Consider the following 12894-nt stretch of genomic DNA (forward strand, 5'->3'; position numbering starts at 1 on the left):
GTGCTACTCCACAGTGAGCAGACGAAGGGGAACCGTCCGTGCAGTTCGAGGTGTGGGCACCGCAGGCCGGCCGTGTGACGCTCCATTGCGAGGGTGTCACGCGGGTGATGGAGCGCGATCCCGGGAGGGCCGGATGGTGGAGGGGGGACGCCGACGCGCGGGACGGCACGCGGTACGGCTTCGCGCTGGACGACGGCCCGGTGCTGCCCGACCCCCGCTCGCCGCGGCAGCCGGACGGCCCCGACGGGCTGAGCGCGGTCGTCGACCACGACACCTACGCGTGGCGTGCCGAGTGGCCCGGACGGCCGCTCCCGGGCGCCGTCCTCTACGAGCTGCACGTGGGCACCTACACGCGCGAGGGCACCCTGGACGCGGCCGCCGAGCGCCTCGGGCACCTCGTCGAACTGGGCGTCACACACGTCGAGTTGATGCCTCTGTGCCCGTTCCCCGGTCGGCACGGCTGGGGGTACGAGGGCGTGTCGCTGTGGGCGGTGCACGAGCCGTACGGCGGTCCGCAGGCGCTGAAACGCTTCGTCGACCGGGCCCACGAACTCGGCCTCGGCGTGGTCCTGGACGTGGTGCACAACCACCTGGGCCCCTCGGGCAACTACCTGCCCGCGTTCGGCCCCTACTTCACCGACACGCACCACACCCCCTGGGGCTCGGCCGTCAACCTGGACGCGCCCGGCTCGGACGAGGTGCGCGCCTACCTGCTGGGCAGCGCGCTGGCCTGGCTGCGCGACTACCGGATCGACGGCCTGCGCCTGGACGCCGTGCACGCGCTCGCGGACACCCGCGCGTGCCACTTCCTGGAGGAACTGTCGACGGCCGTGGACGCGCTCGCCGCCGACCAGGGGCGGCCGCACTTCCTGATCGCCGAGTCGGACCTCAACGACCCCCGGCTCATCACACCCCGCCAGGAGGGCGGCCTCGGGCTGCACGGGCAGTGGAACGACGACTTCCACCACGCCCTGCACACCGCGCTGACCGGTGAGTCCCAGGGCTACTACGCCGACTTCGCGCGCGCTCCCCTCGCGGCCGTCGCCAAGACGCTGACCGGCGGCTACTTCCACGACGGCACCTACTCCAGCTTCCGGGGCCGGCACCACGGACGTCCCCTGGACCGCGCGCGGGTGGCCGCGCACCGGATCACCGGCTACAGCCAGACCCACGACCAGGTCGGCAACCGCGCCCAGGGCGACCGCCTTTCGGCCTCGCTCTCCCCCGGCCTGCTGGCCTGCGCGGCGACGCTGACGCTGACCGCCCCGTTCACGCCGATGCTGTTCATGGGCGAGGAGTGGGCGGCGGGCACCCCCTGGCAGTTCTTCACCGACCACACCGACCCCGAGCTCGCCGAGGCCGTACGGCAGGGCAGGCGGCGGGAGTTCACCTCGCACGGCTGGGCCGAGGAGGACGTGCCCGACCCGCAGGACCCGGCCACCCGGGACCGCTCCTGCCTCGACTGGTCCGAACCCGAACGCGAACCCCACGCGCGCGTGCTGGCCTGGTACCGCCGACTCGCCGCGCTCCGCCACGAGCAGCCCGACCTCACCGACCCCGACCTCGCCGACATCAAGGTGGCCTACGACGAGCAGGAACGCTGGCTCGCCTTCCGGCGCGGGGACGTGCGCGTGGCGGTGAACCTCGCCGAGGAGCCGGCGGCGATCCCGCTGGGCCCGCGCCGGGCGCAGGTGCTGGCCGCGTGGGAACCCGTGACGACGCCGGGCGCGGACGGGGTGCTGCACGTGCCCGGGGAGTCGGCCGTGGTCCTCCTGCAGACGTGAGCGCCGGGCGCCCGGCGCCACCGCGCCGCCAGGGCCCCCCGTCCGGATCAGGGCCCCGGCGGCGCCCCTGCGGCTAGGGCGTGTTTCGAAAATAGCGTCGTCTGCCCGAAGGGCAGGCCCGGCGGCGTCTGGTGCGTGCGATCGCAAGGCGGAGGGTCGCCCCGATACTGGTTGTATCGGGGCGATCCCGACAACGCGGTGAGCGTGCGTGCCAGGCGTCGCCGGGCAGACGGGACTTTCGAAACACGCCCTAAAGCGTGTTGCAGAAGGCTGGGGAGCGGGCATTTCCCGTGTATGCGTGGGGTGTTGAGGGCTGAACCGTTGTGGGTGGAGACGTTCACGGGACTGCGGATGCGGCAGTTCGAACGGCTGCTGAAGGTGGTCCGTGAACGGGGCGGGAACGGGCCTGGTGGCGGTCGGCCGTGGTGCCTGCCGCTGGCCGACCGGGTGCTGCTGGTGGCCGTCTACTACCGCACGAACCTCACCATGCGGCAGCTCGCCCCGCTCTTCGGCGTCTCACCCGCGACGGTGTGCCGGGTGATCCAGCGGCTGCGGCCGCTCCTGGCCATCGAGCCGGCAACCCGTCCGGTCGACGCGGTGGAACGGCTGTGGATCGTGGACGGCACCCTTATTCCGGTCCGCGACCGGAAGACCGGGGCGTCTTCCCGCAACTACCGGTTCTCAGCGAACGTGCAGGTCATCATCGATGCCGACACCAAGCTGGTGGTCGCCGCGGCCCGGCCGGTGCCCGGCAACACCGCTGATGCGAGGGCATGGCGGGACTCCGGCCTGGCTGCAACATGCGAGGGCGTCACCGTGCTTGCCGACGGCGCGTACATCAACACCGGGCTCGTCGTCCCGCACCGCAAACGCCCAGGACGTGCCCTCCTGCCCGGCGAGGAAGAGGACAACGCCGAGCACCGCCGAGTCCGAGCCCGCGTCGAGCACGCCTTCGCACGCATGAAGCACTTCAAGATCCTCCGCGACTGCCGACAGCGCGGCAACGGTCTGCACCACGCGGTCCAGGCCGTCGCCCACATGCACAACCTCGCCCTGGCCGCATGAACCGATCAGCCACCATCTCGGCTCTGACCTGCCCGGACCCGACCTTCTGCAACACGCTTTAGGAGTCGTCGGGGTCGTCCCGCAGTTCCGTCACGCGCTCCAGCAGGATGGCCTCCCAGGCGCGCCGCAGCCGGGTGCGCAGCAGGGGCGGTGGGCCGCCGGTGCCGCGGCCGACCTGTTCGGCGAGGCGGACGACGGTGTCGCAGCGGGCGAGCCACAGGCCGCGCAGACAGGGGCGGGCGCCGTAGCCGGCGAGAGTGGCGGCGCGGACGGCGGCGGGTGAGCCGACGGCGAGGGCGAGCCCGGCGATGTCCTCGGCGGGGTCACCGAGGGCGGCGGCGCTCCAGTCGAGGACGCCGTGCACCCGGCCGTCGGCGGCGACCACGAGGTGTTCGCCGGTGAGGCCGTGGTGCACCAGGACCTGGCCGCCGGGCTGGGCGGCCAGCTGGACCGCCGCCGCGGACGTCAGCTGGTGCAGGCCGGCGGGGTCGAACTCGTCGGCGCGGGCGAGGCGTTCGGCGGCGCGCTCGGCGGCTCGGCGCAGGGCCTCCAGGGAGCGCGGCGCGGCCCGCGGCAGTCCCAGTGTCTCGGCCTGCCGCGCGGGCACCTCGCGCAGCCCCGTGAGCAGCCCCGCCAGATCGTCCTCGCCGACGGCGGACACGTCGTGGTCCTCGGCCGTACCGCCGGGCAGCCTGGTGTCCAGGGTGTAGGTCAGGCCGGGCGCCCACTCGCCGTGCGCCACGCTCGTCGGCACCGCGAGAGGCAGGTGCGGGCGGACGAGGTCGCGCAGGCGCAGCTCGCGCCGCTGGCGGACGGCGGCCTCCCGGTCGGGGGCGAGCCGCAGGACGTGGCGGGTGCCGACCCACCACGTGCGGTGCTCCCCGTCCTCGGTGACCGGCCGGACCCGGGGTCCGCCGCGGTCCGCGCCGCTCCCGCCGTTCGCGCCGGCCGCGGTGTTCGCGCCGTCGTCGAGCAGGGAGCGGACCAGCCGGCGGACGGTGTCCGCCGTGGGTGTGGGTGCCTGGGTCATGGTCGCGCCGTCGTCGTCGGGGGTGAGGGTGGCGGGGCTCGGTCAGTCCACTGTGACCAGCTCGCGTGTGGTGTCGTTGAGGCGCCGGCCGCCGTTCTCGGTGACCGTGACGATGTCCTCGATACGTACCCCGAACCGGCCGGGCAGATAGACGCCGGGCTCGACGGAGAAACACATTCCGGGGACGAGGGGCTGTTCCTCGCCCTCGATCATGTACGGCGGCTCGTGCGTGGTGACGCCGATGCCGTGGCCGGTGCGGTGGATGAAGTACTCGCCGTATCCGGCGCCGGCGATGACCGCGCGGGCGGCCCGGTCGATCTCCTGGCAGGCCACACCGGGCCGTACGGCCGCGAAGCCCGCCTCCTGCGCCTCCCGCACCAGGTCGTGCACCCGGCGCTCCTCGCCGGTGGGTTCGCCGACGTGGACCGTGCGGGAGGTGTCGGAGCCGTAGCCGTCCTTGAGGCCGCCGAAGTCGAGGACGACCATGTCTCCGCGTTCGATGACGCGGTCGCCCACCTCGTGGTGCGGGTTGGCGCCGTTCGGGCCGGAGGCGACGATGGTGAAGTCCACCTGGGAGTGCCCGAACCGGCGCAGCAGGGCGGCGAGGTCGGCGGCGACGTCGGACTCCCGGCGCCCGCCGAAGGTGACGGAGCGGATCTCCTCGAAGGCCGCGTCGGCGGCGGCGCCCGCGGCGGCGAGCAGCTCCAGTTCCGCCGCGTCCTTGACGGCGCGCAGCATCGGCAGCGCCTCGGTGAGGGAGGCGTAGGCGGCGGTGGGCAGCGCCTTCTGGAGCGCCAGCAGGTGCAGGGACCAGGCGTTGTCGCTGATGCCGAAGGAGACCTGCGGGCCGCCCGCGCCGCGCAGCAGGTCGGCGGTGGCCGCGTAGGGGTCCTTGCCGTCTCTCCAGTCGCGCAGGGTCAGGGCGGGCGCGCCGGTGGCCTTCGCGGCGTCCGGGGCCTCCAGGGCGGGGACGACGAGGACGGGGTCCTGTCCGGGGACCAGGACCAGCAGGGTGAGTCGTTCGGTGGTCGCGGTCGGGGCGTAGCCGGTGAGCCAGACCAGGTCCGGTCCCGGCGCCACCAGGAGACCGGCCAGCCCGGCCTCGGCGGCGGTCCGCGCGGCGCGCTCCATCCGGGCCCGGTAGTCGTCGGCGGTGAACGGCGCGGTCGTACTCACGGTCATCCGGATCTCCCTGGGCGTGAAGGGACTACGGGCAGCATCCTGCCCGCACGGAAGTCGCCGCGCGAGCCGGTTCGCCGCCGCCGGCCGTCCGCCGCGTCCGCCGAGGGGCACGCGGGCCGGTCACGTCACGACACCCGGGGTGGCCGTGAGCTGCTGGTAGCCGCCGCGGCGGCGGACCGTGAGCGTGACCGCGGTTCCCGGGTGTGCCCCGGCCACCGCCCGGGCCAGGTCGTCGGCGGAGTCGATACGGGTCCCGCCGAACGTCAGGAGGACGTCGCCCCGGACCAGTCCCGCCGAGAAGCCGGGCCCCGGCACGTGCACGCCGACCACCATGGCCCCCGGCCTCCCGGCGTCCACGGCCTCCACGCCGAGGCTGACCCGCGCGGGGGTCGGCGAGGGCGCCGGGGCGGGCGGTGCCGGGACGTCCGGGCGCCGGGTGGCCGCGGCGCCGGCGGTCTGCCGTTGTGTCTCCGCGAGCCTGTTCATGCCGATCACCGCGGCGCCCACCGTCCCGAGCCCGACCCCGGACAGCACCAGCACGGTTGCCGCGAAGCAGCCGAGGAGCAGAGTGGTGAGCCGGCGGCCACGCCGGCGCGTGGCATGCGGGCGCCGGACGGGGTCGGGCGGGGAGTCCCCGCCGCACTCCTGACCCGGCATGGGCTTGGGCCGCAACGCGGTCTGTTCCATGGATCACCTCCGGCAGAAGCCCTACCCGGCCCACCGCCCCACGACGAACCACGAACGAGTGAGACTGCCCGCGCCCACGCCGGGGACCGGGCCGCGGACCCGGTGCGCGGCACCGCGCAGCCCGGTCAGCCCGGTCAGCCCACCGGGAGCGCCGGGGTCCGGTCCGGCAGGAAGCCGTGGGCGCGGCGGGCGAGGAACTCGGGTTTGTAGCGGTCGACGGCCCGGTGCCAGTTCAGGATGCCGGCCATCCAGTTCTCCAGGTCGCCCACATAGCCCCGCATGATCTCGCGTGCTTCCTCCGACAGCCCGAAGTCGTCGTAGACGATGGGCAGTTCGTGCGCGGCGACGTGCTGGAACTGCTCCATGCGCTGGGTCATGAGGTCGTGGACGACACCGAGGGCGCTCGGGTAGTCGATACCGAAGAAGTTCTGCACGACCAGGATCGCGTTGTGGATCTCGCCCTCGTACTCGATCTCCTTCTGGTACGAGAAGACGTCGTTGAGCAGGCAGGCGTAGTCGACGGCCGCGTTCTCCAGTGAGCGGACGGGGCCACTGCGGTACACCTCCGGCGGGACGGCGGGACCGTGGCCCATCCGGCACAGGCCCATGGTGAGGTCCGCGCCGAAGGTGGCGCGCCGCATCTCCAGATAGTCGACCGGGTCGGGGATGCGGTTCTGGAGCTGGTTGGACAGCTCCCACACCCAGCTCTCCGTCATGACGTCCACCGCGGCCTTGAGGACGCGCCGGTCGTCGGAGGTCATCCCCGCCGTCGTGTGCGCCCACAGGTCGATCAGTCCGCGTTCCATCGCGTTGGCGGGGACGAGGGGCTCCTCACCGTCGACGGGCATGCAGTCCGACAGGCGCCGGGTGGTGAGGCGGGCGGCGGCCAGGTCGCGGCGGCCGCCGAAGACGAGGGGGTAGTAGTCGTCGCCGTACGTCCCCCAGGCCAGCCATCGCGAGCTGAGGTCGAGGGCCTCGGCGGTGGCGTCCGGGTCGAGTCCGGCCGCGCACAGCGGGAGGTCGGCGGCGGCGAGCCGGTCCTCGTCCCAGACGCCTTCGTGCAGGATGCCCATCCGGTGCGTCCAGTCGGTGAGGCGCTCGCGGGCGCCGGCCAGGTGCGGGCTGAGCCGCACGGTGAACGGCATGAGGAAGTCGGGCAGCAGGGAGGGGCCGACCTTCTGGTACGGCACGTGGGTGTGGGCGCGCAGCCGCTCGGCGCCGGCCGAGGCGAGCAGGGCGCGGACGTCGGCGGCGGAGGTACCGGGGCCCGTCAGGCGCTGCCAGGGCGTGGTGGCCTGCGCGCGGGCGTTCATGTAGCGGCTGGAGCGCAGGTGCCATTCGTGGCCGCCGGACTGCCAGTCCTGCAGGCCCTGGACGTACCGGGCGACGGCGGCGACCTCGGCCGGGTCCAGGCCGGTCTCCAGGGCCACCGCGGGGACTTCGGTGAGGGCGGTGTGCTCGAACTGGTGCAGGCGGGAGGTGAGGACGTCGTTGACGGTCTCGGCGGCCTCCTGGGTGGTGCATCCGAAGAAGGTCTCCAGGACCAGCACGCCGTTGCTGAGCTCGCCCTCGTCCTCGACCTCGCGCTGGTAGGAGAACAGGTCGTTGCGCAGGTGGACGCCGTCGGAGAAGGTCTCCATCAGCACCCGCAGCGGCCGTGACCCGGCGACGGACACCGGCACCTCGGCGGTGGCGTACTCCACGAGCCCCGCCGACCAGGGGGCCCCGCCGACCTTGCGGCGCATCTCGATGTACTCGACGGGATTGGCGACGCGCCCCTCGTTGATGTTGGACAGCTCCCACAGGGACTCGTTGAGCAGGTGTTCGGTGGCCACGGCGAAGCGCCGGCGCCAGTCGACGGACATCGAGGGCACCGTGCGCGCCCACAGGTCGGCGAGTCCCGCCTCGACGGGGTTCTGCGGCTCGGGCACGGGGGTCGACAGGTCCAGCGGCATGAACTGGGGCAGCCGGTCGAGGTGGGCCTTGCCGCCGGCGCGGTCCTGGGTGCGTTTGAAGATCTCCAGGAAGTGGTCGTCGAAGAAGAAGACCCACACGTACCAGTCGGTGATCAGCGAGAGGGCGGGGCCGTCGCAGTCGGGGTGGGTGTAGGCGCAGAGCAGGCCGTAGTCGTGGGCGTCGAGGTCGGACTGCTCCCAGATCCCGGAGCCTTCCAGCATGCCCATCCCGCGTGCCCACGCGGTGGAGTGGGCGCGGGCCTCGTCGACATGGGGGTTCAGTCGCGCCACGTACGGCATGTAGAAGTGCGGGAGTTCGAAGGGCTGCTGCGTCATGGCCGGGCCCTACCCAGGGCCCCGCGGGGGCATCCGCGGGCCCGCACATGATCACACCATCGCGTGAACCGGTGGCGCGTCAGTGGTCGTCGCGTGCGCCTGCGCCCCCGGTGGCGCCGTGTCCCCGGACCTGGATCAACGCGTGGGTGCCACCGGTCCGCCAGCGCTGTCCCCCGGCGGCGACGAGCGCGGCCTCGGTACGCGCGTCCAAGCCGGTGATCACGTCGGACTTCAGGGTGCGCAGGGCGGCGACCGGGCCGGGGAAGGAGGCGGTGACGTCGGCGAACGGTGTGGTCGGCGGCCACCGCCGGTCCCCCACCAGGCGGCGGTAGTTGAGGTCGCCCTTGACGATCGTCAGGGTGGCCGCGGCGAACTCCTCGCGGAGGTCGGCCGGCAGGTCGGCGAACGGCAGCGGGGCGGCGGAGAAGGGGTGGGCGCGCACCACGAGCCGGCCGTCGGCCATGGCGGACCTGAGCGACCGCCCGTACCCGGCGGCCTCCCCGTCCGCCGCGGTCAGCCGGCGGACCGCGTCGACCACGTCGGCGGTGGTGGCGTCGGAGACGTAGTACGGGTACGGCTTGACATGCAGGACGGCCCGCTCGACGCGGCCCTCGTCGAGGAGCCGGGCGACGAGGAGCAGGTCGGGGACGAGTTCGCGGCCGGCGTTGTCGGCGATCAGGCACAGGGTGCCGGGGCCGGTGAGCAGCGCCCACAGCGCCTCGCTGTCGTCCGCCACCAGTCCGGGCGCGGCGGCCGGGGAGTCCCGCGGCGCGGAGAGGCGGAAGCCGAGGTCGGCGCGGTTGCCCCACAGGGAGCCGAGCAGCAGCGCCCGCAGCCGTCCTTCGGCGGGCAGGCCGGCGAGGCCGTCGAGCGCGGCGAGTTCCCCGTCGGTCTCCGGGGCGTCGAGCTCGGCCTGCTTGAACGGGCGGAACGGGTCGATGCCCTGCCAGGCGCCGGGGCCGAAGTAGCCCACCGCGTCGAGCAGGCGGCGGTAGAAGTAGCTCTCGGACCAGAGCCAGGGGACGTCGAACCAGGACCGGCCGGTGTACTCGGGCAGTCCCCACCGCGCCCAGTGGCCCCGGTCGTGCGCATCGTCGGGGAGGGCTTCGATGACGCCCCCGGTGCAGTTGTCGAGCAGCGCGTCGAGCGCGCGGTGCTGCTCGGGGCCGTACGGGAAGGCGTCCCGGACCTGCCGGATGATGGCGGGGTGCCGCTCGGCGAGGACGCTGTGGGGGAACGAGCCGGGTTCGTCGCCGAGGATCACGGGTGCGGGCGGGGTGTCGGCCATGCGCGTCACCGTATCGCGCACGTCAGGCCGTTCTGGTCTCCCCCTCCAGCCGCGTGACGAGTGTCAGATAGCGGGCGCGCCGGTGGACGGGGACCAGGCCCCGGATGAGGATCTGCCACATCTCGGCGAGGCGGCGCGGCTGCCGCCGTACGGGTTCGACGGTCCGGCTCACCACCCGGGTGCCGACGAAGAAGCAGATCAGGGAGTGGGCGACGGCCTCGACATCGGTGTCCGGGTGGAGGTCGGACTCCTTGACCGCGCCGACGAGCCGGCGGGAGGCGATGTCGAGCCACTCGGTGAAGGGGTGCCGTAGCGGCGGGCGCACCTCGACGCCGCCGGTGGCCAGCCGGAGCCCGGCGCGCGGGATGGGTCCCTCGACGGACAGCCGCGCTATGCCGAAGGTGATGCGCATCAGGGCCTCCAGCGAGGAACAGCCTCTGGCGTCCATCTCGTTGGTCAGCCGGCGCGAGGTGCCGGCCTGGAGTTCCATGATGGCCTGGGCCAGGTCCTCCTTGGCGGCGAAGTGGAAGTACAGGGCGCCCTTGGTGACCTGTGCGTGGTCGACGATGTCGCTGAGACTGGTCGACTCGTAGCCGTGCCGGTCGAAGAGGTCAGCGGCGGCCGTGATGATCGTCGCTCGGGTCTGCTCGGCGCGTAACTGCCTCGCCATCGGCTGAACACTCCTGGGACGGAACGGAACACTTCTGGCGGCGAAAAGAACGGGTCATGCCGTTTGTTTCTTAGCTGTGCATGATAACTCATCGGCCCCCGGTACTGACCCGGCATTCAAAAACGGTCGACTCGCCCTGCATCGCGACCACTTGCGTGTGCTCGGTGTCCTCCTCCGTCGCCTGGATCCAGACGGGGCGGTCCAGTTCGGCGTACCGGCGGAAGACGGCGCGCAGGGCCACCGGCGGACGGGAGGCGAGGCGGCGCACCCGTGCCGCCTGGCGGGCCGCCTCCAGGAGGAGCATGCCGGGCACATGATCGAGGGGATGGTCGAAGAAGACGGGATGGCCGGTGTCGACGCGCAGTTGCCAGCGGTCGCGGCGGCGGGTCGGGGCCAGCACGACATCCTCCGGCACGGCACGGCCCACGGCGGCGGCCGGCAGTCCGGGCGGGACGGCGAGGGCCGCGACCGAGTCGGCGGTACGGCCGCCGCGCAGCCGCCGGTAGACGTTCTCGCCGGTCCACGAGACGTCGACGTACCCGGTGGCGACACGGTCGCCGTCCAGTGTGACGTCCGCGTCGTAGCGCATCGCGGCCGGGCGGCCGCCGCGGCGCCGGACCTCCGTGACCGTGACGCCGACGACGGGTTCGGCGGGCAGCGGGCCGACGGCCAGCCGCTCCGGGCGTGCGGTCAGGCGCAGTTCGTGCAGCACGAAGCGGTGGCCCAGGGGGACGCCGTACTCGGTGTGCGCGAGGAGCGCGCCGCACTGCCGGACGGTCTCCGCGACGAGGAGCGGGTCGTACGACGTGCGGTCCGGCGACACGTGCAGCTGGTGGGCGCGCGGCCACTGGGCGGACACCGTGAACCGGTCCTCCGCGGTGCCGCTCCAGCCGGTCAGGAGGGTCTCGGCGAGCGCCGCACGGTGCACGAACTCCCTTGGCACGGTGGCCGTGAGCGGTTCCGGCGGGCCGTCGGACCCGGCCGCCGCGAACGCGCCGTCCCGCGTGTCGGCGGCGGGGTCGGGCGGTGGCGCCGCGCGCTCGGTACCGTACGGCTTCGGGGTCTCGGCAAGCTGCCGGAATTGAGGCATGTCCCTCCCTCGGAACCCCCGAAAGCGATGACGGACGGCGACGTGGCCGCACCGGTGAGCGCTAGAGTACGAGGCGGACGGTTTGTTTTCAATGAGACCCGTGATGGCCGATTCGGCACATGGGAAGGGCTCTTATGGCGAGACAAGAGCGCGCCATCCGGACGCGCAAGGCGATTCTGGAGGCCGCGGGCGCGGTGTTCGACGAACACGGCTACGCGTCGACCACCATCTCGATGGTCCTGGAGCGGGCCGAAGTCACCAAAGGCGCGCTGTACTTCCACTTCCCGTCCAAGGAATCCCTCGCCCAGGCGGTCCTCGACGAGCAGTTGCCGTTCGGGGCCGTGCCGCCGCACCCGTGCAGGCTCCAGGAGATCATCGACATCACGTTCGCGTTCGGGCACCGGCTGTTGGACAACCCGCTGCTCCAGGGCAGTGTGCGGCTCACGGTGGACCAGTGCGCGCCACCCGGCGTCGATCACACGGGCCCCTACCGGCAGTGGGCGGACCTGCTGGTCGGCATGATGGAACAGGCCCGGGAACAGGGCGAGTTGCTGCCGACGGTGCAGCCGAGGGACACGGTGGAACTGCTGGTGGGCGCGTTCGCCGGCATCCAGCAGATGTCGCGGGCGCTGACCGGCCGGGAGGACCTCGGGCACCGCATCTCGGTCCTGTGGTCCCACGTCCTGCCGAGCATCGCGGTGCCGGGCCTGCTGCTCGGCCTGGACAGCGCACCCGACCGGGGCTCGCGGGTCCTGGCCGGCGCCGAACTGTCCGGGTACGGGCCGTGATCCTGCTGACCGGAGCCACCGGAACCGTCGGACGCCTGGTCGCCCGGCGGCTGTCGGGGGTGACCCCGCTGCGGCTGCTGACCCGCGACCCGGGGCGCGCAGCCGCCCTGGCCGGCCCCCGGGACGAGGTGGCCGGCGGGGACTTCGACGACCGGTCGAGCCTGGACCGGGCGCTGAGCGGCGTACGGTCGGCCCTGCTGGTCACCTCCGACCCGCTGGCGCCCGCCCAGGACGAGCGCTTCGTGGCGGCCGCCCGGGCGGCGGGCGTACGGCATGTGGTGAAGCTGTCGGCGCTCGCGGTCACCGATCCCGGGGCGACCGACCTCATCACCACCTGGCAGCGGCACAACGAGCAACTCCTGCGCGGCTCCAGCCTGTTGTGGACGCTGCTGCGGCCGCGCGCCTTCATGACCAACACCCTGAGCTGGGCCCACTCGGTCCGGGAGGAGGGCGTGGTGCGCGCGCAGAACGGCAGCGCGACCAACGCGACCGTCGACCCGCGGGACATCGCCGAGGTGGCGGCGCGGGCCCTGCTGGACACGGACGCCCACGCGGGGCGGGCGCACGCGCTCACCGGCCCCGAGGCCATGAGCGCGGTGCGGCAGACGGAGATCCTCGGTGAGGTCCTGCGCCGTCCCCTGCGGTTCGTCGAACTCACCGAGGACGAGGCCCGCCGCCGGCTGCTCACCCGGCTGCCGGCCCCGGTGGCCGACGCTCTCGTGGAGAGCGCCTCGCGCGGACGGGCGGGGGCCAAGAACCGGGTGGACCCCACGACAGCCCACCTCCTCGGCCGCCCGGCCCGCTGCTACCGGGACTGGGTGCGCGAGCATCTGGCGGTGTTTCGGGGGTAGTGCGGGGCGCGTCGAGGTCGGGGCGCCGGGTACGGGGAGCGTCGAGGTCGGGGCGCCGGGTACGGGGCGCGTCGAGGTCGGGGGCGGGTCGCCGGGCCTCCGCCCACCACGTGACACGCGCCTCGTGCTGAACGCCTCGGGTGGGTTTCCCGTACTACGGGGGAGCAG

General features: G+C 73.4%; 11 protein-coding genes. 4 read left to right on the top strand and 7 right to left on the bottom strand.

The genetic code is table 11. The annotated features are described in order from the left end of the window. Positions 1 to 38 precede the first annotated feature (38 nt). Positions 39 to 1784 (top strand): malto-oligosyltrehalose trehalohydrolase, encoded by a 1746-nt coding sequence (gene treZ / locus AC07AZ_RS02120; RefSeq protein WP_478842824.1) that lies wholly within the window; start codon positions 39 to 41, stop codon positions 1782 to 1784. A gap of 294 nt (positions 1785 to 2078) precedes the next feature. Next, complete coding sequence (locus AC07AZ_RS02125) at positions 2079 to 2849, top strand: transposase family protein (protein WP_478842826.1); 771 nt, start codon at positions 2079 to 2081, stop codon at positions 2847 to 2849. A 58-nt stretch (positions 2850 to 2907) separates the two neighbouring features. Here AC07AZ_RS02125 and AC07AZ_RS02130 read toward each other — a convergent pair whose 3' ends face one another. The 7 genes from AC07AZ_RS02130 to AC07AZ_RS02160 form a co-directional block, all read right to left on the bottom strand. Further along, positions 2908 to 3879 (bottom strand): aminoglycoside phosphotransferase family protein, encoded by a 972-nt coding sequence (locus AC07AZ_RS02130; RefSeq protein ID WP_478842828.1) that lies wholly within the window; start codon positions 3877 to 3879, stop codon positions 2908 to 2910. A 42-nt stretch (positions 3880 to 3921) separates the two neighbouring features. After that, positions 3922 to 5061 (bottom strand): aminopeptidase P family protein, encoded by a 1140-nt coding sequence (locus AC07AZ_RS02135; protein WP_478842830.1) that lies wholly within the window; start codon positions 5059 to 5061, stop codon positions 3922 to 3924. A 120-nt stretch (positions 5062 to 5181) separates the two neighbouring features. Then, positions 5182 to 5748: a PDZ domain-containing protein gene (locus AC07AZ_RS02140; RefSeq protein WP_478842832.1), complete on the bottom strand. Its 567-nt coding sequence runs from the start codon at positions 5746 to 5748 to the stop codon at positions 5182 to 5184. Between the two features lie 134 nt (positions 5749 to 5882). Next, positions 5883 to 8039, bottom strand: coding sequence for a germacradienol/geosmin synthase Cyc2 (gene cyc2, locus AC07AZ_RS02145; protein WP_478842834.1), 2157 nt, complete (start codon positions 8037 to 8039; stop codon positions 5883 to 5885). 79 nt (positions 8040 to 8118) lie between these two features. Continuing rightward, positions 8119 to 9327 (bottom strand): damage-control phosphatase ARMT1 family protein, encoded by a 1209-nt coding sequence (locus tag AC07AZ_RS02150; RefSeq protein WP_478842836.1) that lies wholly within the window; start codon positions 9325 to 9327, stop codon positions 8119 to 8121. Between the two features lie 22 nt (positions 9328 to 9349). Then, positions 9350 to 9997, bottom strand: coding sequence for a ScbR family autoregulator-binding transcription factor (locus tag AC07AZ_RS02155; RefSeq protein WP_478842838.1), 648 nt, complete (start codon positions 9995 to 9997; stop codon positions 9350 to 9352). Positions 9998 to 10085: 88 nt separating this feature from the next. Beyond that, a complete protein-coding gene (locus AC07AZ_RS02160; RefSeq protein WP_478842840.1) occupies positions 10086 to 11087 on the bottom strand; it encodes a ScbA/BarX family gamma-butyrolactone biosynthesis protein in 1002 nt (333 codons plus the stop codon). A gap of 134 nt (positions 11088 to 11221) precedes the next feature. On the opposite strand from AC07AZ_RS02160, the gene AC07AZ_RS02165 reads away from it, so the two are divergent. Both AC07AZ_RS02165 and AC07AZ_RS02170 read left to right on the top strand, forming a co-directional pair. Beyond that, positions 11222 to 11875: a ScbR family autoregulator-binding transcription factor gene (locus AC07AZ_RS02165; RefSeq protein WP_478842842.1), complete on the top strand. Its 654-nt coding sequence runs from the start codon at positions 11222 to 11224 to the stop codon at positions 11873 to 11875. Continuing rightward, a complete protein-coding gene (locus tag AC07AZ_RS02170) occupies positions 11872 to 12726 on the top strand; it encodes an NAD(P)H-binding protein (RefSeq protein WP_478842844.1) in 855 nt (284 codons plus the stop codon). Before AC07AZ_RS02165 ends, AC07AZ_RS02170 begins: the two co-directional genes overlap by 4 nt. Positions 12727 to 12894 lie beyond the last annotated feature (168 nt).

It is taken from the genome of Streptomyces sp. NPDC043878, assembly GCF_056435735.1.

What these genes read in the sequence shown, in the direction of transcription:
- AC07AZ_RS02125 (WP_478842826.1), top strand. Translation starts at nt 2,079, where the DNA reads ATGCGTGGGGTGTTGAGGGCTGAACCGTTGTGGGTGGAGACGTTCACG.
- AC07AZ_RS02130 (WP_478842828.1), bottom strand. Translation starts at nt 3,879, where the DNA reads ATGACCCAGGCACCCACACCCACGGCGGACACCGTCCGCCGGCTGGTC.
- AC07AZ_RS02135 (WP_478842830.1), bottom strand. Translation starts at nt 5,061, where the DNA reads ATGACCGTGAGTACGACCGCGCCGTTCACCGCCGACGACTACCGGGCC.
- AC07AZ_RS02140 (WP_478842832.1), bottom strand. Translation starts at nt 5,748, where the DNA reads ATGGAACAGACCGCGTTGCGGCCCAAGCCCATGCCGGGTCAGGAGTGC.
- cyc2 (WP_478842834.1), bottom strand. Translation starts at nt 8,039, where the DNA reads ATGACGCAGCAGCCCTTCGAACTCCCGCACTTCTACATGCCGTACGTG.
- AC07AZ_RS02150 (WP_478842836.1), bottom strand. Translation starts at nt 9,327, where the DNA reads ATGGCCGACACCCCGCCCGCACCCGTGATCCTCGGCGACGAACCCGGC.
- AC07AZ_RS02155 (WP_478842838.1), bottom strand. Translation starts at nt 9,997, where the DNA reads ATGGCGAGGCAGTTACGCGCCGAGCAGACCCGAGCGACGATCATCACG.
- AC07AZ_RS02160 (WP_478842840.1), bottom strand. Translation starts at nt 11,087, where the DNA reads ATGCCTCAATTCCGGCAGCTTGCCGAGACCCCGAAGCCGTACGGTACC.
- AC07AZ_RS02165 (WP_478842842.1), top strand. Translation starts at nt 11,222, where the DNA reads ATGGCGAGACAAGAGCGCGCCATCCGGACGCGCAAGGCGATTCTGGAG.